This window comes from Buttiauxella agrestis ATCC 33320 (assembly GCF_000735355.1).
Lineage (GTDB): Bacteria > Pseudomonadota > Gammaproteobacteria > Enterobacterales > Enterobacteriaceae > Buttiauxella > Buttiauxella agrestis.
In genome coordinates this window covers 25,646-49,993 of the sequence record NZ_JMPI01000033.1, presented here as the reverse complement: position 1 = coordinate 49,993, position 24,348 = coordinate 25,646, and the positions used below count along the sequence as shown (strand labels likewise).

Annotated in this window: 23 protein-coding genes, 1 pseudogene, 1 riboswitch and 1 other annotated feature; of the genes and pseudogenes, 13 read left to right on the top strand and 11 right to left on the bottom strand. The window is 49.6% G+C overall.

The genetic code is table 11. The annotated features are described in order from the left end of the window. The 4 genes and pseudogenes from GBAG_RS12715 to wzzB all read left to right on the top strand — a co-directional run. A pseudogene (locus tag GBAG_RS12715) lies at window positions 1-394 on the top strand (phosphomannomutase CpsG); the annotation flags it as partial. Window positions 395-683: 289 nt separating this feature from the next. After that, window positions 684-2,234, top strand: coding sequence for an LTA synthase family protein (locus GBAG_RS12710; RefSeq protein ID WP_246864878.1), 1,551 nt, complete (start codon window positions 684-686; stop codon window positions 2,232-2,234). A 151-nt stretch (window positions 2,235-2,385) separates the two neighbouring features. Then, the gene (gene gndA / locus GBAG_RS12705; RefSeq protein WP_034496554.1) at window positions 2,386-3,798 is read left to right on the top strand and encodes an NADP-dependent phosphogluconate dehydrogenase; all 1,413 of its coding nucleotides are present in this window, start codon (window positions 2,386-2,388) and stop codon (window positions 3,796-3,798) included. 465 nt (window positions 3,799-4,263) lie between these two features. Further along, complete coding sequence (gene wzzB, locus GBAG_RS12700; RefSeq protein WP_034496551.1) at window positions 4,264-5,250, top strand: LPS O-antigen chain length determinant protein WzzB; 987 nt, start codon at window positions 4,264-4,266, stop codon at window positions 5,248-5,250. 58 nt (window positions 5,251-5,308) lie between these two features. On the opposite strand, the gene hisIE is transcribed toward wzzB, so the two are convergent. From hisIE to hisL, 9 genes are all read right to left on the bottom strand, one after another. Further along, window positions 5,309-5,920: a bifunctional phosphoribosyl-AMP cyclohydrolase/phosphoribosyl-ATP diphosphatase HisIE gene (gene hisIE / locus GBAG_RS12695; protein ID WP_034496548.1), complete on the bottom strand. Its 612-nt coding sequence runs from the start codon at window positions 5,918-5,920 to the stop codon at window positions 5,309-5,311. Continuing rightward, complete coding sequence (gene hisF, locus GBAG_RS12690) at window positions 5,914-6,690, bottom strand: imidazole glycerol phosphate synthase subunit HisF (protein ID WP_034496545.1); 777 nt, start codon at window positions 6,688-6,690, stop codon at window positions 5,914-5,916. Before hisF ends, hisIE begins: the two co-directional genes overlap by 7 nt. Beyond that, the gene (hisA, locus tag GBAG_RS12685; RefSeq protein ID WP_034496542.1) at window positions 6,672-7,409 is read right to left on the bottom strand and encodes a 1-(5-phosphoribosyl)-5-[(5-phosphoribosylamino)methylideneamino]imidazole-4-carboxamide isomerase; all 738 of its coding nucleotides are present in this window, start codon (window positions 7,407-7,409) and stop codon (window positions 6,672-6,674) included. The genes hisF and hisA overlap by 19 nt, the downstream gene beginning before the upstream one ends. 5 nt (window positions 7,410-7,414) lie before the next feature. Then, on the bottom strand, window positions 7,415-8,005 hold the full coding sequence (gene hisH, locus GBAG_RS12680; protein WP_034496540.1) for an imidazole glycerol phosphate synthase subunit HisH: 591 nt from the start codon (window positions 8,003-8,005) through the stop codon (window positions 7,415-7,417). Next, window positions 8,005-9,072 carry a bifunctional histidinol-phosphatase/imidazoleglycerol-phosphate dehydratase HisB gene (gene hisB, locus GBAG_RS12675; RefSeq protein WP_034496537.1) on the bottom strand — a complete coding sequence of 356 codons (1,068 nt, stop codon included), beginning with the start codon at window positions 9,070-9,072 and terminating at the stop codon, window positions 8,005-8,007. Before hisB ends, hisH begins: the two co-directional genes overlap by 1 nt. Then, window positions 9,069-10,151 carry a histidinol-phosphate transaminase gene (gene hisC / locus GBAG_RS12670; RefSeq protein WP_034496535.1) on the bottom strand — a complete coding sequence of 361 codons (1,083 nt, stop codon included), beginning with the start codon at window positions 10,149-10,151 and terminating at the stop codon, window positions 9,069-9,071. Before hisC ends, hisB begins: the two co-directional genes overlap by 4 nt. Then, entirely contained in the window at window positions 10,148-11,455 is a 1,308-nt protein-coding gene (gene hisD / locus GBAG_RS12665; RefSeq protein WP_034496532.1) for a histidinol dehydrogenase, read from the bottom strand. Before hisD ends, hisC begins: the two co-directional genes overlap by 4 nt. A 4-nt stretch (window positions 11,456-11,459) precedes the next feature. After that, complete coding sequence (hisG, locus tag GBAG_RS12660) at window positions 11,460-12,359, bottom strand: ATP phosphoribosyltransferase (protein WP_034496529.1); 900 nt, start codon at window positions 12,357-12,359, stop codon at window positions 11,460-11,462. A 36-nt stretch (window positions 12,360-12,395) separates the two neighbouring features. After that, window positions 12,396-12,518, bottom strand: a sequence feature (His leader region). Next, window positions 12,494-12,544 (bottom strand): his operon leader peptide, encoded by a 51-nt coding sequence (gene hisL / locus GBAG_RS22770; RefSeq protein ID WP_197969191.1) that lies wholly within the window; start codon window positions 12,542-12,544, stop codon window positions 12,494-12,496. Its footprint overlaps the feature before it by 25 nt. Before the next feature lie 197 nt (window positions 12,545-12,741). Here hisL and GBAG_RS12655 point away from each other — a divergent pair, with 197 nt between their 5' ends. The 5 genes from GBAG_RS12655 to GBAG_RS12640 all read left to right on the top strand — a co-directional run bounded on the left by GBAG_RS12655 (window position 12,742) and on the right by GBAG_RS12640 (window position 17,528). Next, window positions 12,742-13,569, top strand: coding sequence for an SDR family oxidoreductase (locus tag GBAG_RS12655; RefSeq protein WP_034496526.1), 828 nt, complete (start codon window positions 12,742-12,744; stop codon window positions 13,567-13,569). A gap of 38 nt (window positions 13,570-13,607) precedes the next feature. After that, entirely contained in the window at window positions 13,608-14,534 is a 927-nt protein-coding gene (locus GBAG_RS12650; protein ID WP_034496523.1) for a LysR substrate-binding domain-containing protein, read from the top strand. 125 nt (window positions 14,535-14,659) lie between these two features. Next, a complete protein-coding gene (gene gabT, locus GBAG_RS12645; protein ID WP_034496521.1) occupies window positions 14,660-15,958 on the top strand; it encodes a 4-aminobutyrate--2-oxoglutarate transaminase in 1,299 nt (432 codons plus the stop codon). Window positions 15,959-16,111: 153 nt separating this feature from the next. Continuing rightward, window positions 16,112-16,174: a membrane protein YoeI gene (gene yoeI, locus GBAG_RS23265; RefSeq protein WP_115631794.1), complete on the top strand. Its 63-nt coding sequence runs from the start codon at window positions 16,112-16,114 to the stop codon at window positions 16,172-16,174. Beyond that, window positions 16,164-17,528, top strand: a complete 1,365-nt coding sequence (locus tag GBAG_RS12640) for an APC family permease (RefSeq protein WP_034496566.1) — start codon at window positions 16,164-16,166, stop codon at window positions 17,526-17,528. The genes yoeI and GBAG_RS12640 overlap by 11 nt, the downstream gene beginning before the upstream one ends. Window positions 17,529-17,574: 46 nt before the next feature. Here the strand turns inward: GBAG_RS12640 and sbcB are convergent, their stop codons facing one another. Next, the gene (gene sbcB, locus GBAG_RS12635; protein WP_034496518.1) at window positions 17,575-19,002 is read right to left on the bottom strand and encodes an exodeoxyribonuclease I; all 1,428 of its coding nucleotides are present in this window, start codon (window positions 19,000-19,002) and stop codon (window positions 17,575-17,577) included. Between the two features lie 265 nt (window positions 19,003-19,267). On the opposite strand from sbcB, the gene dacD reads away from it, so the two are divergent. From dacD to GBAG_RS12615, 4 genes are all read left to right on the top strand, one after another. After that, window positions 19,268-20,434 (top strand): serine-type D-Ala-D-Ala carboxypeptidase DacD, encoded by a 1,167-nt coding sequence (dacD, locus tag GBAG_RS12630; protein ID WP_034496517.1) that lies wholly within the window; start codon window positions 19,268-19,270, stop codon window positions 20,432-20,434. 194 nt (window positions 20,435-20,628) lie between these two features. After that, the gene (gene sbmC, locus GBAG_RS12625) at window positions 20,629-21,093 is read left to right on the top strand and encodes a DNA gyrase inhibitor SbmC (protein ID WP_034496516.1); all 465 of its coding nucleotides are present in this window, start codon (window positions 20,629-20,631) and stop codon (window positions 21,091-21,093) included. A 221-nt stretch (window positions 21,094-21,314) separates the two neighbouring features. Next, window positions 21,315-22,373, top strand: a complete 1,059-nt coding sequence (locus GBAG_RS12620) for an FUSC family protein (protein ID WP_034496515.1) — start codon at window positions 21,315-21,317, stop codon at window positions 22,371-22,373. Between the two features lie 224 nt (window positions 22,374-22,597). After that, window positions 22,598-22,918, top strand: coding sequence for a DUF496 family protein (locus GBAG_RS12615; protein ID WP_034496514.1), 321 nt, complete (start codon window positions 22,598-22,600; stop codon window positions 22,916-22,918). 134 nt (window positions 22,919-23,052) lie between these two features. On the opposite strand, the gene GBAG_RS12610 is transcribed toward GBAG_RS12615, so the two are convergent. Beyond that, a complete protein-coding gene (locus GBAG_RS12610) occupies window positions 23,053-23,913 on the bottom strand; it encodes a GHMP family kinase ATP-binding protein (RefSeq protein ID WP_034496512.1) in 861 nt (286 codons plus the stop codon). Between the two features lie 180 nt (window positions 23,914-24,093). After that, window positions 24,094-24,273: riboswitch (cobalamin riboswitch) on the top strand. Window positions 24,274-24,348: the final 75 nt, after the last annotated feature.

Below are 24,348 nucleotides of genomic sequence, written 5' to 3'. Positions count from 1 at the left end.
TGGGGAAATGAGCGCCCACCACTATTTCCGCGATTTTGCCTACTGCGACAGCGGGATGATCCCGTGGCTGCTGGTGACGGAACTGCTGTGCCTGAAAGGCAAAACCCTGGGCGAACTGGTGTGTGACCGCATGGCGGCGTGGCCGGCGAGCGGGGAAATCAACAGCAAGCTGGCGGACCCGACAGTCGCCATTGAACGCGTACAGCAGCACTTTGCGCCGCACGCGGAAGAGATCGATAACACGGACGGCGTGAGCATGGCGTTTGCCGACTGGCGCTTTAACCTGCGCAGCTCAAACACCGAGCCGGTGGTGCGTCTGAATGTGGAATCGCATGGTGACGTAAATTTGATGGAACATCAAACAGAGATTATTCTGCGAATTTTACGTCAATAAACTCAAATCAATGTTCTGTGCAATATTGATATATTGTATATCACTTCAGCATTGAGAGTGTCATAAGATGTTCTATCTCTCTAGTGCAAGAAATATAAAGAACAGCATAATGTTTTTGATGTATATGTGTAAGTCCAGTGGATGAGTAATAGATGAAAACGCAGAGTATAAGTAAATGTTTGCTTAAGGCATTTGTATTGAAATTCATTTTGGTTATCCTAGCATGAATATGAGATATTTTTCTAATTTATTTCCGCTTGTTATAGTTTTTATTTTGTCGGGAGTCTTAGTGTCCTTAAGTGGAAGATTGGATCTTCTGTTTTGGATTTATTTGGAAAGCTCAATAATATATTTTTTCATCCTGTCATCTAATCTGAAATTCAAAGGTGTTATTTGGTTTACTTATAACGCTTTGTTAGGTGTGCAAGTCGCATCAGTATATTCTAGTGGTTATTATATTCTCCCGCTGACATTATCCAATGCTAGTGAGTATTCAGCATTAGGTATCAATGCTATAGCTAAATTATCATTTATAGTATTTGCGTTTGTTTTTTCTTCTTTGTTTATCCGCATGGTTAAATCAAAACCTAGAAAAAAATCAATTAAAATATTGGGTGCATCAATAATTGCCGTTATAATAATTATGTTGCCGGTGCCATTGCATGCAATTGCCAATACAATCTCTTCCTATTATTCACAAATCACGTACAAACCTGATTACAATTACCCGGAATACGCGAAAAAATACTTAAAAGCAAGTGTCTGGAATGAAGGGCCGATTACCTCCCTCCTTAATAAGGACACTAAAAATGTCATTGTGATATTTACTGAAGGAATGTCATCATCAATTATTGATAAGGTTAATAATCAACAACTGAATATTACACCAAATATAGATGCTCTTTATGATTCTTCTATAGTTTTTGAAAACTATTATAATCACACTGCCGCAACTTTTAGGGGTTTGAGAGGCCAGCTAACTTCTGCATATCAATACAAAGATGGTAATAATTCCCAACAAGACGGGTTTGCACAAATTTCAAACGAAAAAGTAACTTCTATCTACCAAAAGCGACTTGTATCACTTCCTGAAATACTTAATAGGTATGGTTATCGAACATACTTTTTAGCCTCAACGGAAAAACATAGCACTCTAAATACCATGCTTAAAAGCATGTCTTTCACGCAGGTGTATGGGATGGGTGATTTCGATGGATATCAAGATGATCGCATGACTGATAAGCAGACATTTGCAGCATTGAGAAAACTTTTGTTGGACCAGAAACAACAACCTTTTTTCATCGGAGTCTATCCTTCTGGAACTCATCACGGTAGAGATAGTCCTGACCTGAAGTATAATGATGGGAAAAATCCATATTATAATAAATTTTTTAATTATGATGCTCAGCTTGGTAATTTCATTAATTTTTTTGATAAGAGTGGTTTTTATAAAAACACGTTGTTAATAATTACTTCAGATCATTCAACTTTCCCAACGCCTGAGTTTAAAAAATCCTTTGGAATTAATGCGGATTACTTCGTAGATCAAATTCCTTTGATTCTTCATGGTGCAAATATTACTCATCAAAAAATTGATGCACATGCTTATAACAGTTTGTCATTAACACCGACAATATTACAATTGCTAGGTGTTAATAATGAGCCAAACTATTTTTTAGGATGCTCACTATTAGATAAATATTGTAGCAGTCAATTTTCTAATATGTCTGCAGTAGGTGATTCCTATTATCAAACATCTTCAGGGAAATATCCTGAGTATAATGTCAAAGAGCTACCGGAGAATCTTTATATTAAAGAATTCTATAACATTAGTGGTTGATTAATAAATGACATTTTAATATGCCAACAAGCATATAAGTTCTGTGATTTGTAATCAAACTCTACCTTCATGAAAGAACCTGAGTTAACATCAAGACAACATTAGTACGGCGTTGAAGTCGTAGTAACCTTCCAAAAGACAGGAGTTTGTAATGTCCAAACAACAAATCGGCGTCGTTGGTATGGCAGTGATGGGGCGCAACCTGGCGCTGAACATCGAAAGCCGTGGCTATACCGTTTCCGTGTTCAACCGTTCTGGCGATAAAACTGAAGAAGTCATCGCAGAGAACCCGGGCAAGAAGCTGGTTCCTTACTATACGGTGCAAGAGTTCGTCGAATCTCTGGAAACTCCTCGTCGCATTTTATTAATGGTTAAGGCAGGCGAAGCCACGGACAAAACCATTGATTCTTTGAAGCCTTATCTTGATAAGGGTGACATTCTTATCGATGGTGGCAATACCTTCTACCACGATACCATCCGTCGTAACCGTGAACTTTCTGCGGAAGGTTTCAACTTTATCGGTACCGGTGTTTCTGGTGGTGAAGAGGGCGCATTGAAAGGTCCTTCTATCATGCCTGGCGGTCAGAAAGAAGCTTACGAACTGGTTGCCCCAATTCTGAAGCAAATCGCTGCTGTTGCTGAAGATGGCGAACCATGCGTTACCTATATTGGTGCTGATGGTGCTGGTCACTATGTGAAAATGGTTCACAACGGTATCGAATATGGCGACATGCAGCTAATCGCTGAAGCCTATTCACTGCTCAAAAATGGCCTGAACCTGTCGAACGAAGAGTTGGCAACAACCTTCACCGACTGGAACAAAGGTGAGTTAAGCAGCTACCTGATCGATATCACCAAAGACATCTTCACCAAAAAAGATGAAGATGGTCACTATCTGGTTGATGTGATTCTTGATGAAGCAGCAAACAAAGGTACAGGCAAGTGGACTAGTCAAAGCTCGCTGGATCTGGGTGAACCACTGTCTCTGATCACCGAATCTGTATTCGCACGTTATATCTCTTCTTTGAAAGAACAACGTGTAGCGGCTTCTAAAGTGCTGAGTGGCCCGCAGGCTAAACCATTTGCTGGCAATAAAACTGATTTTGCCGAAAAAGTGCGTCGTGCATTGTATCTGGGCAAGATTGTTTCTTACGCACAAGGTTTCTCCCAGCTGCGTGCAGCATCTGAAGAGAATAATTGGGATCTCAACTACGGTGAGATTGCTAAAATTTTCCGCGCAGGTTGCATTATCCGCGCTCAGTTCCTGCAGAAAATCACGGATGCGTATGCAGAGAACCCTGCTATTGCAAACTTGCTGCTGGCACCATACTTCAAGAAAATTGCTGACGAATACCAACAAGCTCTGCGTGATGTGGTTTCTTATGCTGTGCAGAATGGTATCCCAACGCCAACCTTCTCTGCTGCTATCTCTTACTACGACAGCTACCGTTCAGCAGTTTTGCCTGCTAACCTGATCCAGGCGCAGCGCGACTACTTTGGTGCGCATACCTATAAGCGTACTGATAAAGAAGGCGTGTTCCATACTGAGTGGATGGAAAAGTAATTACTGTTCTCTAAGTTAAATATAGCTTAAAGCCAGTGGAGTGTATTCCCCACTGGCTTTACTTTTAATCGTAGTATGAATTTTCATAATTTCGTCTCCTGCTGATTCGCTCATTTTTCATACCGAACTTGTCGAAGGCATTATTTATACCAATACGAGAGAGGACCGACTCCAAAGCGCTGAGCGTTTTAATTCATGAGTTTTAATAAACTATTCTTCATCAAGTCATATAAAGTATTTATTAGAAAAATCGCTTAAATTAAATTTGTTGGAAAATTTTCTGGTTGTTTATTGAACAGTTAAGTTTGAAAACCGTTAGTGGTATTAAATAATGTATTTTAAAATGTTATTTTCGGGTTAATCTGACAAAAATTTTCCTTTACCCTCAGGTAATTTCCCATTTATCCGATTATACTTACCTGGCGGGGCTATCGCATTTTGTGAACTAATTCTCCTAAGGTAAACATGAATCCAGATAACCATAACATGGTGAAAAACCACACGGGCAGCACTCAGGAATCTATTGATTTAATTGATGTCATTGTTCAGTTGTGGAACGGTAAAGTCACCATCATCGCTTTTGCTGTTCTTGCTATCATTCTTGCTGTTATCTATCTATTCGTCGCTAAAGAGAAATGGACCTCTGAAGCTATCGTTACGCTTCCTGATTCAGGGCAGATAGCGAACTACAATAATGGCATGAATGTTTTGTATGGCCCTGGCGCTCCAACGATTGTTGACATACAAAATCGTTTCTTTGGCCGCTTCAACTCTGCCATTTCAGCTTTATCTGAGCAGTTAGACAATCAGGAAAAACCTGAAAAACTGACTATCGAAGAGTCAGTTAAAGGTCAACCAGTGCCACTGAAAGTAAGTTATGTCTCTACGAGTGCGGCAGAAGCGCAAAAAACACTCACTACTTATATTCAGCAGATCAATAAACGGGTTGTCACTGAACTGGACGATGACTTGAAAACAAGCATCAACTCTAAAGTCGAGGATCTGAATGTAGATTTGGCGACTAAAGAGAAAATCGCTCAAGAGAAGAAAGACAAGCGTCTGGAGATTTTGAATCAGGCATTGATCGTTGCGCAGCAATCCAATATCAAGAATACCCTGGTTCAGCAGGCGGAAACTTTGTCTGAAGATACTTTGTTCGTTCTGGGTAGCGATGCGCTTTCAGCTACCATTAAGAATGAAGCGACGCGTCCATTGCCGTTGGATGAGTCTTATTTCAATGCGCGCCAAACCTTGTTAGCTATTAACGCATTGAAATCTAAACCAGAAACAACGTATGCCTTCCGCTATGTGATGAAACCAAGTTTACCGATTCGCCGTGACAGTCCTAAAAAGGGTCTGACGTTAGTCCTCGGAGCGTTAGTCGGGCTGATTCTTGGCTCAGGTGTCGTTCTTGGTCGTAACGCGTTACGCAATTACAAACCTGTTGTATAGCGTTGTCGCGATATCAAAAGAAAAGGCCGCAATCGCGGCCTTTTTTAATTCCGAAAAACTACCTATGCCTTTCCCGCAAATTCTCAATCACCGCGCTCAAATCCAGCTCCTGATCCTGCAACAGCACCAGCAAGTGATAAACCAAATCCGATGCTTCATTCTTCAACTCAAAGCGGTCATTCACTGTCGCCGCCAGCGCGGTTTCAACACCTTCTTCACCGACTTTCTGCGCGATGCGTTTAGTGCCACTCGCATACAACTTGGCGGTGTATGAGCTCTCCGGATCGGCAGTTTTGCGCGATGCCAACAGTTCCTCTAGCTGATACAAGAAGTGCCAGTCGTGATGCGTTTCGCCAAAGCAGCTTGAGGTGCCGAGGTGGCAGGTCGGGCCGATAGGATTCACCAGCACCAGAAGCGTGTCGTTATCGCAATCAGGCGCGATTTTCACGACATTGAGGAAGTTGCCTGAGGTTTCGCCTTTGGTCCACAAACGTTGTTTAGTGCGCGAGAAGAAAGTGACTTTTCCGCTTTCGATAGTTTGCGCCAGCGCCTGCGGGTTCATATATCCCAGCATCAGCACTTCACCAGATTTCGCGTGTTGAATAATCACCGGCATCAATCCGTCGGTTTTTTCCCAGTCCAGTTGGTTTTGCTGCTCTTGTGTTAGCACACTCTTATCTCCACGCCTTGCTGAGCCAGGTACAACTTCAGCTCGCCAATATTAATAATTTGTTTATGGAATACGGATGCCGCCAGCGCGCCGTCGACGTCTGCATCGCGGAAGGCTTCGAGGAAGTGTTCCATGGTTCCCGCGCCACCAGAAGCAATCAGCGGAACGTGGCATACTTCTCGTACTTTCTTTAACTGTTCCAGGTCGTAGCCATTGCGCACTCCGTCCTGGTTCATCATGTTAAGTACGATTTCCCCGGCACCGCGCTTTTGCACTTCCTGCACCCAGTCAACGGTTTCCCACTGCGTTACGCGCGTGCGACTTTCATCGCCGGTATATTGATTGACGTGATATTTCCCGGTTTCACTATCAAACCAGGTATCAATTCCCACCACAATACATTGCACGCCAAAACGTTCCGCCAGGCGAGTAATCAGCTCCGGGTCTGCCAGAGCAGGGGAGTTGATAGAGATTTTATCCGCGCCGAAAGACAAAATCTGCGCCGCATCTTCAATCGACTTAATGCCGCCCGCCACGCAGAAAGGAATATCGATGACTTCCGCCACGCGTGACACCCAGCTTTTATCAACCACGCGGCCATCGCTGGAGGCGGTGATATCGTAAAACACCAGTTCGTCAGCACCTTCGGCAGCGTAACGTTGCGCGAGTGGCACGATGTCGCCGATGATTTCATGGTTGCGAAATTGCACACCTTTTACGACTTGCCCGTCGCGTACGTCCAGGCAAGGAATTATCCGTTTTGCCAGCATGAAATCGCCTCCGTTACGTTGAATTTCCCTTCCAGTAATGCCCGCCCGACAATCACGCCCTGAACGCCCGTTCCACGCAGCGCCGCGATATCATCAAGCCCACCAATACCCCCGGAAGACTGGAATGCCACCTGCGGATAACGCGCGCACACTTCTTCATAAAGTGAAACGTTTGAACCCGCCAGCGTGCCATCGCGAGAAATATCGGTGCACAGCACGTGTTTGAGTCCGACCGGCAGATACATTTCCACCAGTTCTTCGAGCGATACGCCAGAGTTCTCTTGCCAGCCGCTCACCGCGACCTGTTTATTGCCTTGTTCGTCGATGCGTACATCGAGCGCCAGCACTAACGCATCGGCACCAAAACGGGTAAACCAGCCTTTCACAATCTCGGGTGATTTCACCGCCGTTGAGCCAACCACAACGCGGGCCACGCCCGCTTCAAGTAATGCCGCAACATCTTCTTCGGTGCGCACACCACCGCCCACTTGCACAGGTACTTTCACGCCTGCAACCAGCGTTTTAATCAGCGGGATCTGGCGTTTTGCCGGGTCTTTCGCGCCGGTTAAATCCACCAGATGCAGCACTTGTGCGCCTTGCGCTTCGTAATCTTGCAGACGTGGGAGCGGGTCATTGCCGTAATCGCGCTGTTGGCCGTAATCCCCCTGGTGGAGGCGCACCACTGTGCCATCAATTAAATCGAGAGCCGGAATAATCATGGTGCTTACATCTCCAGGAAGTTTTTCAGTAATTTTGCGCCTGCGGCACCCGAGCGCTCCGGGTGGAATTGCACGCCGAAGAAGTTATCTTTTTGTACGGCGGCGGTGAACGCTTCACCGTAACTGGCCTGCGCGATAGTGTTCGCGCAAACGGGCATCGCGTAGCTGTGCACAAAGTAAAAATAATCGCCGTCGTCAATGCCACGGAACAGGCGGTCGCCCGCTTTGGGATAGACGCGGTTCCAGCCCATATGTGGCAAAGGCAAACCGTGGTCGGTCATTTTCAACACCGGTTCGTCGATGATGCCGAGCATGTCGATGCCATTGCTTTCATCACTGCGAGAGGCCAAAAGTTGCATCCCGAGGCAAATGCCGAGCACCGGCTGGGTACAGGCTTTAATCAGTTCGATAAGCTCGCGCTCACGAATCTGGTCCATCGCCGCCTGCGCGGTTCCCACGCCGGGCAAAAACAGTTTATCGGCACGCAACACCACATCCGGGTCGCGGCTCACCAACGGCTCATAGCCATGGCGCCCAATCGCCGCTTTCACCGAGTGCAGGTTGGCGCATCCTGTGTCCAGAATCACCACGTTCATTACAACACTCCTTTCGAGGAGGGCAGCGTGTCACCTTCGACGCGAATCGCCTGGCGCAATGTGCGACCAAAGACTTTAAACAGGCTTTCGACACGGTGATGGTCGTTTTTGCCTTTGGTTTTCAGGTGCAGCGTCACGCCCATGGTGTAAGAGAGCGAACGGAAGAAGTGTTCGACCATTTCAGTGCTTAAATCGCCGACGCGCTGGAAGTTGTACTCGGCCTTATATTCAAGGTGCGGGCGGCCAGAAATATCCAGCGCGCAGCGCGCCAGGCATTCGTCCATCGGCAATGTAAAGCCAAAGCGCGTAATGCCGCGTTTGTCGCCCAGGGCGATTTTCAGCGCTTCGCCCAGTGCCAGGCCGGTGTCTTCAACGGTGTGGTGATCGTCGATATAAAGATCGCCTTTCACGCTGATATCCATACGGAAGCCGCCGTGGGTGGCAATCTGGTCCAGCATGTGGTCGAAGAAACCCACGCCGGTGTTAATTTTGCTGCCGCCTTCGCGGTCAAGCCAGACCTGCACGTCGATTTGCGTTTCTTTCGTGGCGCGTTCCACGTGCGCGTAACGGTCACGTTTGGTCAGTTGGTCGCTGATGGCAGACCAGTTCAGCGTTTCACCGTGGTAACGCAGTCCCTGAATGCCCATGTTCTCGGCCAGTTCAATGTCCGTCGCGCGGTCGCCAATCACGTAGCTGTTAGGTTTATCCAGCACACCTTCTTCCAGGTAGCCTTTCACCATCGCCAGTTTTGGCTTGCGGCACTCGCAGTTGTCGGCGGGAAGATGCGGGCAAATCAGCACGTCATCGAAGCTCACACCCTGCGAGCTAAACACCTGCATCATCAGGTTGTGCGGGCCCTCGAAATCCGCCTGCGGGAAGCTATCCGTCCCTAAACCGTCCTGATTGGTGATCATCACCAGCTTGTAGCCTGCTTTTTGCAATTGCAGCAGGGCGGGGATCACCGCAGGCTCAAACGCCAGTTTGTCCATGCGATCCACCTGGAAATCTGAAGGAGGCTCGGAAATTAAAGTGCCGTCACGGTCGATAAAAAGAATTTTCTGGCTCACACGCCCTCCGTGGCCGTCAGGCCGGGTTGTTCACGCAGCGCAGCAATGGTGCGCTCGCACTCGGTACGGGTGCCGACGGTAATCCGCAGGCAGCCGCTTAACGATGGTTGTTTATTTTGGTCACGTAGGATAATGCCCTGATCCCACAGCGATTTAAATACCGCACTGGAAGCGGTGATGCGCGCCAGCACATAGTTGGTTTCAGAGTCGAAAACTTGCTCAACGCAGGCCACGTCGTGTAATGCCGCGATCAGATATTGGCGATTGACTAAAATTTCGGCCACCCGCTCGCGCATCGCATTGATACCCTGCGGGCTTAACGCCTGAGCGGCGATATCCGCAACTGGCGTAGAAAGCGGGTAAGGGGCGATGACTTTCATCAGCAAGTTAATCACTTCTTCATTGGCCAGAGTAAAACCACAACGCAGGCCAGCCAGCGCAAAGGCTTTGGAAAGCGTGCGCAGCACCACAAGGTGCGGATACTCATTCAACCAGCCAGCGAGCGTCGCCTGTGGGCAAAACTCGATATAGGCTTCGTCCGCAACCACTAAGGCTTTACCGCGAGCCATTTCCAGCAGCACGCGGAAATCTTGCGGATTGATTAACTGCCCCGTCGGGTTATTCGGGCTGCAAACATAAATGACTTTTACGCCTTCAATATTCTCAGCAATGGCCGGTAAATCAAGCTGCCAGTCTGCAAGTGTAGGGACGGTGCGGCACTCAACGTTAAAGGCTTCGCTGCTCACGCTGTACATGCCGTATGTCGGCGGGCAGTAGAGAACCGCATCTTTGCCCGGTTCGCAGAATGCGCGAATCAACAGTTCGATACCTTCGTCTGCGCCACGGCTGACCAGCACTTGCTCAGGTTTCACGCCTGCATATTCGGCGTAACGTTCGATGACCAGTTTTGGCTGGCATTCCGGGTAACGGTTCAGCGTCTGCTGCGTTAATTCAAATTCAACTGCGATCGGGTATTCGTTGGCGTTCAGCCACACATCACCATTGCCACCCAGGCGGCGAGCCGACTGGTAAGGGGTCAGGGCGCGAACGTTCTCACGGGCTAACTCTTCAATGCTCATTGCATCTCCTTCAGCGCTGCAACGCGCAGGGTAACGGCGTTTTTGTGGGCATCCAGCAGCTCGGCGGCGGCCAGCGTTTCAATGGTTTTAGCAAGGCTTGCGAAACCTTGCGGCGAGAGTTCCTGAACCGTCATGCGTTTCTGGAAATCAGCCAGTCCAAGGCTTGAGCAGGTCGAGGTATATCCGTACGTGGGCAGTACGTGGTTAGTCCCGGAAGCGTAGTCGCCAGCGGATTCCGGTGACCAGTCACCGAGGAACACCGAACCGGCGCTGGTGATGCTATCCACCAAGTCGCGGGCGTCACGCGTCTGAATAATCAGGTGCTCCGGGCCGTACTGGTTGGAAATCTCAATGCATTGCTCTAAATCACGGGCCACAATCAGGCGGCTGCTTTCCAGCGCTTTGCGAGCGGTTTCAGCACGCGGAAGTGCGGCAAGCTGGCGTTCAACGGCTTCGGCAACGGCTTGCGCCATCTGCGCATCTGGCGTCAGCAAAATCACCTGTGAGTCCGGGCCGTGTTCAGCTTGAGAAAGCAGGTCGGATGCCACGAAGTCAGGCGTCGCGCCGCTGTCGGCGATCACTAAGACTTCAGACGGGCCAGCAGGCATGTCAATTGCCGCGCCATCAAGACGCTGGCTGACCTGGCGTTTCGCTTCGGTCACAAAAGCGTTGCCTGGCCCAAAAATTTTATCCACTTTCGGGATGCTTTCGGTACCCAGTGCCAGCGCGGCGATTGCCTGCGCACCGCCTACCTGAAACACTTCCTGCACGCCACAAAGTTGCGCGGCATACAAAATTTCATCGGCAATTGGCGGTGGTGAACACAACACCACTTTTTTACAACCCGCAATCCGCGCGGGCGTGGCAAGCATCAATACGGTTGAAAATAGCGGTGCTGAACCGCCAGGAATATATAAGCCAACGGATGCCACCGGGCGAGTCACCTGCTGGCACCGCACGCCTGGCATGGTTTCGATATCCACCGGAGCGAGCTGTTGCGCGACGTGGAATTTCTCGATATTCGCCACGGCGACGGCCATCGCGTCTTTAATTTCTGAACCCAGACGCGCTACCGCCGCGGAAATTTCCTGCTCACTGACTCTGAGTTGCTGCACTTCAGTTTTATCAAACTTTGCGCTGTACTCACGCAGAGCCGCATCACCGTTGGCTTTCACATTATTCATGATGTCCGCGACCGTGCGGGTAATGCTCTCGGATGCCGAAATCGCCGGGCGCGTCAGCAGTGCATTTTGTGCCGCCGCATCGCATTCATTCCAGTCAATCAACGTATTGAAGTTTGCCATGGTGTTACTCCATCATTTTCTCAATTGGTAACACCAGAATTGAACTGGCACCCAGCGCTTTCAGTTTTTCCATGGTTTCCCAGAACAGCGTTTCACTGCTCACCATATGCATCGCTACACGCTGCTGGTCGCCCGCGAGCGGCAGAATAGTTGGGCGTTCAGCGCCTGGCAGCAGAGAGATAATCTCGTCCAGACGTTCACTTGGCGCATGCAACATGATGTATTTCGATTCACGCGCCTGAATCACGCCCTGAATACGAGTCATCAGTTTGTCGATAAGCTGTTGTTTAGCTTCTGGCATTTCGCCATCGCGCTGAATCAGGCACGCTTTGGAACGGTAAATCACTTCAACTTCACGCAGGCCGTTGGCTTCAAGTGTTGCACCGGTAGAAACCAGGTCACAAATCGCATCAGCCAGACCGGCACGCGGGGCAACTTCAACGGAACCGTTCAACAAGCAAGATTTGAACTGCACACCTTTGCCATCAAGGTAGCGCTTTAACAGGTGAGGGTAAGAGGTGGCGATACGTTTGTTGTTGAGGCATGCCGGGCCATCCCACGGCTCATCAACAGAAATCGCCAGCGAGAAACGACAATCGCCGAAATCTAAACGACGCAGCGTGTAATAACGAGGATCTTCGCCCTGAGCGCGGCGAGTCAGCAACTCTTCTTCCAGCACGTTCTCGCCAATAATGCCCAAATCCACCACGCCGTCCATAATCAGCCCAGGGATATCGTCATCACGGACACGCAAAATGTCGATTGGCATATTTTCTGCCAGCGCAATCAGGCGCTGAGTGTGCAGGTTGATTTTTATGCCACAGCGAGCGAGCAATTCGCGTGAGTCATCGCTCAAACGGCCTGATTTCTGAATAGCTATGCGTAAACGGTTGTTGTCTAACATGTGCAATCTCTCCTGATAAATTCTTGTCTGACGTCCAAAAAAAAGCCCCCGGAAGAAATCTTCCGGGGGCTTATTGACTCGTTCATGCACCAGTGGAAGATTTTTTCATCTTCCAGCACACATCGCCTGAAAGACTAGTCAGGATGATGGTGATGATGGTGGGTAGTATTTTGAACGCGTGTCATAAAATTCTCGTATGAATGTTTATTCATGATGTGCTTTTAACGTAAACCAGATGCAGCGTTCAGCGCAAGGGCTTTTTTCATCCGGGATTAATATTCTGTTTAGCCGCAGTAATTGTCAGTTCCGCTAACGTGGCGTAGCCTAAAAGCAGGGCGAAAAAGAACCGCAGAGAAATATGCTGCATTCCAGGAGACAGGAAATGAAAAAGGTTGCGATTGTCGGGTTAGGCTGGTTGGGAATGCCGCTGGCGATGTCATTGTCAGCGCGGGGCTGGCAAGTGACAGGAAGTAAAACCACCCTTGATGGTGTCGAAGCCGCAAGAATGTGCGGAATTGACAGTTATCAATTGCAACTCACGCCCGAACTGATTTGCGATAGCGACGATCTCGACGCGTTGCTTGATGCGGATGCTTTGGTCATAACGCTGCCTGCTCGCCGCACCGGTGAGGGCGACGATTTTTATCTGCAAGCGGTTCAGGAAATTGTTGATAGCGCGTTAGCACATGATATTCCGCGCATCATTTTTACCAGCTCCACGTCGGTTTACGGTGAGACCGAAAGCACCGTGAAAGAAACCTCGCCACTTGAACCGGTGACCGCCAGTGGTCGTGTGCTTAAAGAACTTGAAACCTGGCTGCATGATTTGCCGGGAACCTCGGTCGATATTCTGCGACTGGCAGGCCTGGTCGGGCCGGAGCGCCATCCTGGGCGCTTCCTGGCAGGGAAAGTGGATGTGCAAAACGGCACGCATGGCGTCAACCTCGTGCATCTCGAAGATGTTATTTCAGCTATTACGCTGTTGTTGCAGGCTCCAAAGGGCGGACACATCTATAATTTATGTGCGCCAGATCACCCATCGCGTGCTGAGTTCTACACTCAAATGGCGCGCCAGATGAACCTTGATGCGCCAGTGTTCAGAACGGAAGGGCAAAATGGCCACGGTAAGCTGGTGGATGGCAGCCGTATTTGCAATGAACTTGGGTTTGAATATCAGTATCCAAACCCGCTGGTAATGCCCATGCAGTAACCGCTGTGGGGCATTGCTCGTGACCGAAGGGAACGAGTATGAAACCACTGCTGGATGTATTGATAATTCTCGATACCCTCGATAAAGAAGGGAGCTTTGCTGCGGCGGCAACAAAGCTCTTCAAAACGCCTTCCGCGCTCAGTTACACCGTTCAAAAACTCGAAAACGATCTCAACATTCAAATCCTCGACCGTTCAGGGCACCGTGCACGTTTTACGCGAACGGGTCAGCTTCTGCTGGAAAAAGGCCGCGAAGTGCTGCATTCCGTACGTGAACTCGAACAGCAGGCTATCAAGCTACATCAGGGCTGGGAAAACGAACTGGTGATTGGTGTGGATGACTCTTTTCCGTTTTCGCTGCTGACGCCGCTAATTGAAGCGTTCTACAAAAGTTACAGCGTGACGCGCCTGAAATTTATCAATGGCGTGCTCGGCGGTTCCTGGGAAGCGCTCACTGAAGGGCGGGCAGATATTATCGTTGGCGCAATGAGTGACCCGCCGTCACTGAGCGGTTTTGGTTTTACCTTGCTCGGGCAACTCGAAAGCGTGTTTGTCGTCGCGCCGCATCATCCCCTGGCTGAGATTGAAGAACCTCTAACGCGCCGTGTAGTGAAACGCAGTCGCGCGGTGATCGTCGGCGACACTTCCCGTCTGGAACCGTCACGTTCGATGCATTTGCTCGAAGATCAGGATGCGATCACTGTTTTTGATTTCAAAACTAAACTCGAGCTGCAAATCAGCGGCATCGGCTGCGGTTATGTTCCGCGTTACATGGCGCAACGCTTTATTGAAAGTGGCGTATTGGTAGAAAAACGGGTGGTTTCCCATGTGCCGTTTGTTCCGGTATGGATTGGCTGGAACGAGCAAACCGCCGGGCTTGCCAGCGAATGGTGGCGCGAGCAGATAGTTAGCAGTCCGGAGATTGCCGTGGTCTACGGCACCACGGAAAATAATACAAATGGGTGAGTGGCAGGGCGCTGTCGTCACATCTATGGTTAATAGTGGATCGTTATTTCTTCTGAAAGTGTCTTCGCGTTTATTTTTCTTCTCTGCGTTGTTTTGCAGAGTTTTTTTGTGCGCAAGGAGTCTGTATGAAGCAAACCAATCAGCAATGGCAGTCACGGCGTGAGCAGGCGGTTCCTCAGGGAGTCGGCAATGCGTTGCCGGTATACATCGAAAAAGCGAAAAATGCCGAAATTTGGGATGTTGAAGGCAAACGCTATATTGATTTTGCTTCTGGTATTGCGGTGCTCAATACCGGGCATAACCATCCGGCAGTGATTGATGCGGTGCGTCAACAGCTTGAAAAATTTACCCATCCTTGTTTCCAGGTCACGCCTTACGGCAATTATATCGAGCTTGCCGAACGGCTGAATACACTGGTGCCGATAAGCGAACCGTGCCAGACCCTGTTTCTCACCACTGGCGCTGAAGCCGTTGAAAATGCGATTAAAGTGGCGCGAATCGCCACCGGGCGCTCGGCTATTATCGCGTTTCGTGGTGCGTTCCATGGCCGAACCCTTCTGGGAATGGCGTTAACGGGTAAAGTTCAGCCGTATAAAAAAGGTTACGGTCCCTTCCCGGCAGGTATTTATCACGCGCCTTATCCAGCGGCATATCTTGGCGTGAGCGACACTCAGGCGCTGGCCTCGCTGGCGGGTATTTTTGCCGCCGATGTGTCACCCGATGAAGTCGCCGCCATTATTATTGAACCGGTACAAGGGGAAGGGGGCTTCTACGCCGCATCGCTTTCCTTTATGAAACAACTGCGTGCGCTGTGCGATAAACACGGCATCGTATTAATTGCTGACGAAATTCAGAGCGGTTTTTGCCGTACCGGTAAAACCTTCGCGATTGAACACAGTGAAGTGGAACCCGATTTAGTCACGATGGCGAAAAGCCTGGCGGGCGGTTTCCCGCTTTCGGCGCTGGTCGGTAAGAAATCGTTGTTTGATAAAGCCATGCCGGGCGGGCTTGGCGGCACTTATGCAGGTTCACCCGTGGCGATTGCTGCCGCACTGGCGGTGACTGATATCATTGAGAAGGAAAATCTCAATGCCCGCGCGCAAGAAATTGGTGAGCAAATCACCCGTCGTTTACACGAAATGGCCGAGCAATTTGACTGTATTGGCGATGTCCGTGGTTATGGCGCAATGATTGCCATGGAACTGGTGGAAGAGCGTGACAGCCATCGTCCAAATAAAGAGTTAACACAAGAACTTGTCAAAGAAGCCGGTAAAAAAGGACTGGTGCTGCTTTCTTGCGGAGTGCGAGCCAATGTGATTCGTTTTCTCGTTCCGTTAACTGCTGAAAAAGAAATTGTTAATGAAGGTCTCAACATCTTGTCATCATGCCTCGAATTAGTGCAAAATACGCGCCTCACTAAATGAGAACAAAAAAACCGACGTTAAACGCGTCGGTTATTTTTTTGCATTGAGTTCCAGTAGTCAAACAGGCATCCGCCAAAATCCAAGAGGCCGGGCTTCGTACCGGATAGATACTAGCTTTTAAAAAACGACAGTCGTGTCGCCGAGGAAATTCAGATGGGGCAGCTTTTTGCTTTTGCGCAGGTATTCGCCGTTTGGGGGAATGACCATGTCGCTTAACGTCACCGCAGGTGCAAAATCTCGTGTTGAACTCCGTAAGAGCCTAACGCTCATTCCGGTTGTTATGATGGGCCTTGCTTATATGCAGCCTATGACCTTGTTCGATACATTTGGGATTGTATCTGGCCTTACCGACGGACATGTCGCTACGGCTTACGCGTTTGCCCTTGTGGCAATTTTGTTTACCGCGTTAAGTTATGGAAAGCTAGTACGCCGCTTCCCATCAGCGGGTTCCGCCTATACCTACGCTCAAAAAGCTATCCACCCGGTGGTCGGCTTTATGGTGGGCTGGTCGGCGCTGCTTGATTATCTCTTCATGCCGATGATCAACATCCTGCTGGCAAAAATCTATTTTGAAGCCCTGGTGCCGTCGATCCCATCGTGGATATTCGTCGTGCTGCTGGTGGGCTTTATGACCATCTCTAACCTGCGTGGCATCAAAACCGTGGCTAACTTCAATAGCCTCATCGTTGTGCTGCAAATGGTTGTGATGGTGGTAATAACGGGTCTGGTGATTTATGGCGTAGCCAATGGCGAAGGTGCCGGCACGTTAACCAGCACGCGTCCATTCTGGTCTGAACACGCAAACGTGGTGCCGATGATCACCGGTGCGACGATACTGTGCTTCTCGTTCCTCGGCTTTGACGGCATTAGCTCGTTGTCCGAAGAAACGAAAGATGCAGGCCGAGTCATTCCGAAAGCGATTTTCCTGACTGCCCTTATTGGCGGCGTGATCTTCGTGGTGGTGTCTTACTTCCTGCAACTGTACTTCCCGGACATCTCTCGCTTCCATGACCCGGACGCATCACAGCCAGAAATCATGCTCTTCGTGGCAGGCAAAGCCTTCCAGTTCGGCATCCTGATTTTCTCCTGTGTGACGGTTCTGGCTTCTGGTATGGCGGCACATGCGGGCGTTTCTCGCCTGATGTATGTGATGGGTCGTGACGGCGTGTTCCCGGAGCGTTTCTTCGGTTACATTCATCCGAAATGGCGTACCCCGGCGTTGAACGTTGTGCTGGTGGGAATCATTGCTCTGTTCGCGGTTAAGTTTGACCTGGTTACAGCAACGGCGCTGATTAACTTCGGTGCGCTGGTGGCGTTTACCTTCGTGAACCTGTCAGTCATTTCCCAGTTCTGGATCCGCGAAGGCCGTAACAAGTCCATCAAAGATCACATCAACTATCTGGTGCTGCCAATCTGTGGCGCGCTGACAGTGGGTGCATTGTGGATTAACCTGGAAGAAAGCTCGATGATTCTGGGGCTGATTTGGGCGGCTATCGGCCTGACCTATCTGGCCTTCGTGACACGTCGCTTCCGTAACCCGGTTCCGCAATTCAACGAAGATTTAGCGTAAAAGCTGAAGACAAAAAAGGCCGCGAAAGCGGCCTTTTTGCTTTTTGTTATCCCACCAAAAACTGCGCATACTCAAACAACGCTTTCAGCAACGCCGTCTTTTCTTTATCGCTTTCATGCAGGTTGTACAGCGCTTCCAGTTCTTGCGCATAGGCTTGCAGCGCTTCCTGAGACAACACTTCACGGCGATGTTCTAACCAGCGCTGCTGCTCAGTTTCATCCAGCGTGCCGGGGAAATTTCTGGCGCGATAGTTAAACAGCAATTTCTCAATGCGTTTATCGGCAAAAGTAATATCCAGCGCCGGTAAATTTTGCGGCTCTGTCTCCAGCACAATGCGCATCGCCGCGCGATCGGCATCGCTGAAGAAACCATTATACAATTGAGCATCGACATTATCTGACGGCACAAAAGGCTCGGCCTCAGCAAAAATAGCCACCGCTTTTTCACGTACGGCAGGGTGTTCCCGCAGTAATTTCAGGTTATCCAGGCAACGTTTACGGTCGATGCCTAACCGCTCGGCATCTTCCGGACGCAGGGTATTCGCCACCGCCAGCACCGGGCATTTATTCAGATGTACCAGTTTGATTGGCACGGCGGCAGCATCACCCAGCGCGGCTTTCGGCGTATACAACCGCTCACGCAATGCATCGGCATCCAGCTCCAGCAGCGGAGAAATATCTCCAGCCAAATCGACCATGATCACCGCATTACGGTTATCCGGATGCCAGGCCAGTGGCGCAATCCAACTGGTATTGCCGCGCCATGCACCGAACATTCCCGAAACATGCACCAGCGGTTTCATCTGCGGAATATCAATTAGCGTGGTGAGCTTGTGTTTGGAGCGATAAGTATAGAGATACTCGAACAGACGCGGCTGGCGTGTTTTAACCAATTGCGCCATGGCGATAGTGGCGTAAACATCGGACATCGCATCGTGCGCGTTGGCATGTTCAATTCCGTTGGCTTTGGTTAAATGCTCCAGACGAAAACTCGGCAGCCCATCGTCGTTTTCCGGCCAGACAATCCCTTCAGGACGCAACGCATAACAGGCGCGCATCACATCAAGCAGATCCCAGCGCGAGTTATCGTTCTGCCAGCTCCAGCCATACGGGTCGTAAAAATTACGATAGAAAATATTACGCGTCACTTCATCATCGAAGCGCACATTGTTGTAGCCCACCACGCAGGTCTTGGGCTGCGTAAAAATACTGTGGATGCGTTTGGCAAAATCGGCTTCGTTGACTCCCTGAGCCAGCGCGTGCTGCGGTGTAATCCCGGTAATCATCACCGCTTCGGGTTGAGGCAGATAGTCATCAGCGGGTTGGCAGTAAAATACTTCCGGCTCGCCAATGACATTAAACTCGGAATCTGTCCGAATCGCTGCAAATTGCGCGGGGCGGTCAAGCGAAGGACTTTTGCCGAAAGTCTCATAATCATGGAAGAGAAAGGTCGGTTGTTGCGTTGTATTATCCACGGTTTACTCCCGCCCTTGAGTGTTGTTTAACATATTGTTATTAAACTGAAATCCCACTAAAACTCGCTCCATGTTTCAAACTTGTTGGTCAGTCACTGCATCAGTGCATGTTAAACCATTAGCAGGCCTCCTGCACCACTGCGGAAGATATTCAAGATGAGTACGCAATGCTATCTATTCATATATTTTTGCAATTTAATTGCGAAAATTATCGCAAACTCCAGTAAAAGAAGCGGCTGAATTTATTGTTACCGAGGGTATATCGTTGAAGATCCGTCTGTTTGCTGTTTGTTCTCTGCTGTCATTATCTGCTCACTCCGCTTTTGCCGACGATATCTTTGTTAACCCGCCATCCCCTCCACAAATTCAGGCGGGTTCCTGGGTGCTGATGGATTACACCACCGGGCAAATTCTGGCTGCGGAAAACGAACATGTGCGACGCAACCCGGCAAGTCTGACGAAATTGATGACGGGCTATGTGGTGGACCGCGCCATTGATAGCGGGCGCATCAAGGCTGACGATATCGTGACAGTGGGCAGAGATGCCTGGGCAAAAGGCAATCCGGTTTTCGACGGTTCATCGCTGATGTTTTTGAAACAAGGCGACCGACTCACCGTTCATGACCTGAGTCGCGGGCTGATTATCGACTCCGGGAACGATGCTTGTGTCGCGCTAGCCGATTACGTTGCTGGCGGGCAGCCGCAATTTGTGGCGATGATGAATAAATACGTGCAGCAATTACGCCTGCGCGATACCCATTTTGAAACGGTACACGGCCTGGATGCACCGGGCCAGCACAGTTCCGCTTACGATCTCGCCGTGCTATCCCGCGCCATTATTCATGGCGAACCTGATTTTTATCATATGTATAGCGAGCGCAGTCTGACCTGGAATGGCATCACACAACAGAACCGTAATGGGCTGTTATGGGATAAAGGCTTGAATGTCGATGGCCTGAAAACCGGTCACACCGCGAGTGCCGGGTTCAATCTTATTGCGTCGAGTGTTGATGGCGAGCGCCGTTTAATTGCTGTGGTGATGGGGGCTGAAAGCCCGAAAGGGCGTGAAGATCAGGCGCGCAAATTACTGCACTGGGGTCAGGATAATTTCGATACCGTTCAGGTTCTGCATAAAGGTAAGAAAATTGGCACCGAGACAATCTGGTACGGTGATCAAAAGAAAGTCGAAGTCGGAACCAATCAGGATGTCTATCTGGCGCTGCCAAAATCTGAAGTGCCTAATATTAAAGCTAAATATGTCCTCGATAAGCCTGAGCTTGAAGCCCCTATCGCAGCTAACCAGCGTGTTGGTGAAATTGAACTGTTTGACCGCGATAAACTGATTGCGCACTGGCCGCTGGTGACGCTGGCTGATGTCAAAAAGGGCAGCGCATGGTCACGCTTCAGCGATTATCTGAGCCACAAACTGTAAATTAATTGAAGGATGCAAACGGGGTCGGCAGTTATGCCGGCCCTTTTTTTTGCCTGTACTAAGATCTACAGGCGAAAGATTCGCAAAAAGCGATCGTGCTCGCAAAGTAACCACATTACCCTGACAAAGGATTGTTTCCCTGTAATTTATTGGTGTATAAATATACAGTGTTTTTAAACGAGTCAGGAGGTCATATGGAATTTAACGTACAACAAGTGCATGAGCGGAAAGTAGCTGGTTTTCATATGGTAGGGCCGTGGGAAAAAACGGTTCATCAAGGGTTTGAACAGCTTTCACTGTGGGTGAAAACACACAAAATTGTCGGCGAAGAGTGGCTGGCGGTTTATTACGATAACCCAGACGTTGTGCCTGCGGAAAAGCTGCGCTGCGATACCGTAGTATCGGTGGCTGAAAACTTCACCGTGCCTGAAAACAGTGAAGGCGTTATCACCACCAAAATAGAAGCCGGGCAGTATGCGGTGGCGCGTGCCCGTGTCGATGACGGTGATTTTGCCAAGCCGTGGAACCTGTTCTTCGACAGCCTGCTGGCTGACAACCGCTATCAAATGGCATCGAAACCCTGCTTTGAACACTATCTTAATGATGGTTCGGAGAGCGGAGTCTGGGAAATAGATATGTATATACCCGTCATCCTTTAAGTTGCAGGGGTGTTGGCTGCACTCACTTACCCCAATCACTTACTTGAGTAAGCTCATCGGGATAAGTTCCCTGGCCGCCTACCTGCAACTCAAATGCTAACGGGTAAATTCCCGTGGCAGATCAAGTCTGATGCTAAAGGGGGCGCAAGCCCCCTAACTTTGTGATGCCCCCTCAATAAAAACAGGTACAATCCCGTTTTTATTTTTCAGGAGACCCGGGTGTGCGCCCCGACAAATCATTAAGCCCGTTTGAGCTCCGCGTTTATCGCCACTACCGAGTCGTGCACGGTATCCGTATCGCGCTGGCATTTGTGCTCACCTTTCTTATTGTCCATCTTCTGAAAGTGCCAGAAGGGACATGGCCATTAATCACCCTCGTGGTGGTGATGGGGCCCATTTCCTTTTGGGGAAACGTTGTCCCGCGTGCGTTTGAGCGTATTGGTGGCACCATTTGTGGTGCAACGATGGGCCTGGTTGCGCTCAGGCTAGAGCTTTTTTCGCTGCCTTTGATGTTGGTGTGGTGTGCGCTGGCGATGTTTATCTGCGGCTATCTGGCCCTGGGTAAAAGGCCCTATCAGGCTTTGCTGATTGGTATCACACTTGCCGTGGTGGTGGGAGCGCCCGCAGGCGACATGGAAATCGCGATGTGGCGCAGCGGTGATGTTATCTTCGGTTCATTACTGGCGATGCTCTTCACCAGCATTTACCCGCAGCGCGCGTTTATCCACTGGCGTATTCAAATGGCGAATTTCGTCACGGCCTTTGGTCGGGTCTACAACGCTGGTTTTTCTCCAAACCTGGTGGAACGCCCGCACCTGGAAAAGCATCTGCGCCAGGTATTAAGTGATGTGGTCAGAATGCGTGCTTTGATTGGCCCGAGCAGCAAAGAAACCCACATTCAAAAAACCATCTTAGAAGCGATTCAAACCGTCAGCCGTAACATGGTGTGCACGCTCGAGCTGCAAATTAACGCTTACTGGGCGTCCCGTGAAAGCCACTTCCTGATGATCAACGCACGCACACTGCGTGACACACAGCAGATGACGCAACGTACACTCGCGGCAATTGCCCTGGCATTGCATGACGGAAACCCATCGCCGATTTCTGCCAATAACGAAAAACTAACCGAAATCGTTAGTGAGTTGCGCCAACTGATGCAAGAGGGGCCGAACGGGAAACTTCAGGAAACCCCAATTCATGGCTACGTTTGGTTGAGCCTTGAGCTTGCCCGTCAACTGGAATTGCTCTCACAGTTGATCTGCCGCGCGTTACGCAAATAATTGCTTAGTCTGATATGAATTGCTGGTTTCGATTCAGCACTATTTGAGGTTAAGATAGCGAAAGAGACCCATCGCCTGTATGTTCGGGTTGCAGCTAATCACCATGCAGCTTGAAGAATGACATTGTCAGCGGCCGTCGCTACCTTTAAGGTAAGCGTATGACCGTTAACTTAATGAATCGTTGTTTTAACGAATCCAAGTATGAAATTAGCAGGGGTATAAAAATGGAACCAACCAAACCATCTTTCCAGGACGTGCTTGAGTTTGTGCGTCTGTTCCGTCGTAAAAACAAACTGCAACGTGAAATCCAGGACGTGCAGAAAAAGATCCGTGATAATTCAAAACGCGTTCTGCTGCTGGACAACCTGAGCGATTACATCAAGCCAGGTATGAGCATCGAAGCTATTCAGGGCATCATCGCCAGCATGAAAACCGACTACGAAGACCGCGTTGATGACTACATCATCAAAAACGCTGAGCTGTCTAAAGAGCGTCGTGAAATTTCCAAAAAATTGAAAGTGATGGGCGAAATCAAGGCCGATTAAATTTACCCGTCGTACTTCGGGTTGCCTCTGCGTTGGCTGCGTTCACTTACCGCCTTGATGCAATTCGAACTATTTAGGGTAAATAGTGTTAATTTTAGAAACCGCCATTCATGGCGGTTTTTTTTCGCCTGAGTTCAACGCACGCCGCCTGCTACCATCTTCACCAGATGTTGCCGCGGGTAATACACATCAATAGCCAACTGATTAATCTGCCAGCGTAATTTCTCAGCATCATGTTTGCGAACATCCAGCATCAGCCCCACAGCGCTTCCGCTGTGCGCCACGTTCACGCCGAATAAATCAAACTCTTCGACCAGCGCCAACAGCTGCGAAAACATCGGCTTTGCCAGCAACGCCTGGCTGGCGATCGCGCTTTGCGTGGCAGCTTCTCCCAGTAAGCGAGGATCTTGCATCCCGCAACTTTGTTGCAAGCGAAGCCACGCATCATCGAGCGCTGCGGCATTGCTGATTAATGTAGATTCACGCTGATGACGACGGTATTCCTCAGTCAGAATCGTCGTATCACTTTCAAGTAACAGGATATCCATTGCTGGCGCGGGCTGGCAGCTAAACTGAGTCTGTGCATTCAGATGGGAAAATAGCGTCGGCAAGACAAAAATCGTGCTGTCGGTCGGTTCAATGTTTACGCATAAAGCGGCAAGGGTAGATTCGCTGAGTGTTTCACCCAAATGCCGGGCGGTTGCTAAGGCTGTTGCGGCAATATCTGCGGTGCTGCTCGCCAGACCTTTACCCACTGGAATGGTGGACTCCAGAGCCGTGCTCAGGTTATTTGCTAATGCTGCGGGATAGCCGAAATATGCCACCACCTGTTCCAGCATCTGGCGCATACGTGGCCGCTCTTCGCCAGACTGCACGCCTTCGCGGACTTCAACGGTGCTAAACCAGTCGATAGGGCATGAAACCAGCTTTTCGCTGCCGCCAATCCAACCCTGAATGAATTCGCCGCATGACGCCGGGCAGCGCGCTTCAGCCATAACGGTGGCAACTCTCTTTCATCGTGGATCTCATTTTGTTTTCTTCGCCACAAGCCTTAAAAAATCAATAAAAATTGTTATAGCGCAACACTCGCTATCTATTAGCTTTTACACTGTTCGAGCTTTTATATATTCACGCGCATGATAGTTTGAGTGTCATGCACGATACAACTGACTCGTTTATGCCATGTCTTTACCCGTTCTTATTTGGGGTGAATATGGCTGGGAAGGAGGTGTAATTCCTCCGCAGCCCCCGCTGCTGTGATGCCGACGAACCCGCGAAACCACTGATCTCACGATTGGGAAGGGCGGGCGAGAATGAAGCTAAGCCAGAAGACCGACGAATCATTTAATTTAAACAACTCCTTCGGTGGGAAGTCAGTTGTCATCAGTTGCGTGCGGCTTCCGGCTGCACGCACGTGCTGACATCCGCTT

Excerpts from the sequence above, each read along its gene's own strand:
- gndA (WP_034496554.1), top strand. The coding sequence starts at position 2,386 with ATGTCCAAACAACAAATCGGCGTCGTTGGTATGGCAGTGATGGGGCGC.
- wzzB (WP_034496551.1), top strand. The coding sequence starts at position 4,264 with ATGAATCCAGATAACCATAACATGGTGAAAAACCACACGGGCAGCACT.
- hisF (WP_034496545.1), bottom strand. The coding sequence starts at position 6,690 with ATGCTGGCAAAACGGATAATTCCTTGCCTGGACGTACGCGACGGGCAA.
- hisA (WP_034496542.1), bottom strand. The coding sequence starts at position 7,409 with ATGATTATTCCGGCTCTCGATTTAATTGATGGCACAGTGGTGCGCCTC.
- hisH (WP_034496540.1), bottom strand. The coding sequence starts at position 8,005 with ATGAACGTGGTGATTCTGGACACAGGATGCGCCAACCTGCACTCGGTG.
- hisC (WP_034496535.1), bottom strand. The coding sequence starts at position 10,151 with ATGAGCATTGAAGAGTTAGCCCGTGAGAACGTTCGCGCCCTGACCCCT.
- hisD (WP_034496532.1), bottom strand. The coding sequence starts at position 11,455 with ATGGCAAACTTCAATACGTTGATTGACTGGAATGAATGCGATGCGGCG.
- hisG (WP_034496529.1), bottom strand. The coding sequence starts at position 12,359 with ATGTTAGACAACAACCGTTTACGCATAGCTATTCAGAAATCAGGCCGT.
- GBAG_RS12655 (WP_034496526.1), top strand. The coding sequence starts at position 12,742 with ATGAAAAAGGTTGCGATTGTCGGGTTAGGCTGGTTGGGAATGCCGCTG.
- GBAG_RS12650 (WP_034496523.1), top strand. The coding sequence starts at position 13,608 with ATGAAACCACTGCTGGATGTATTGATAATTCTCGATACCCTCGATAAA.
- gabT (WP_034496521.1), top strand. The coding sequence starts at position 14,660 with ATGAAGCAAACCAATCAGCAATGGCAGTCACGGCGTGAGCAGGCGGTT.
- GBAG_RS12640 (WP_034496566.1), top strand. The coding sequence starts at position 16,164 with ATGTCGCTTAACGTCACCGCAGGTGCAAAATCTCGTGTTGAACTCCGT.
- sbmC (WP_034496516.1), top strand. The coding sequence starts at position 20,629 with ATGGAATTTAACGTACAACAAGTGCATGAGCGGAAAGTAGCTGGTTTT.
- GBAG_RS12615 (WP_034496514.1), top strand. The coding sequence starts at position 22,598 with ATGGAACCAACCAAACCATCTTTCCAGGACGTGCTTGAGTTTGTGCGT.
- GBAG_RS12610 (WP_034496512.1), bottom strand. The coding sequence starts at position 23,913 with ATGGCTGAAGCGCGCTGCCCGGCGTCATGCGGCGAATTCATTCAGGGT.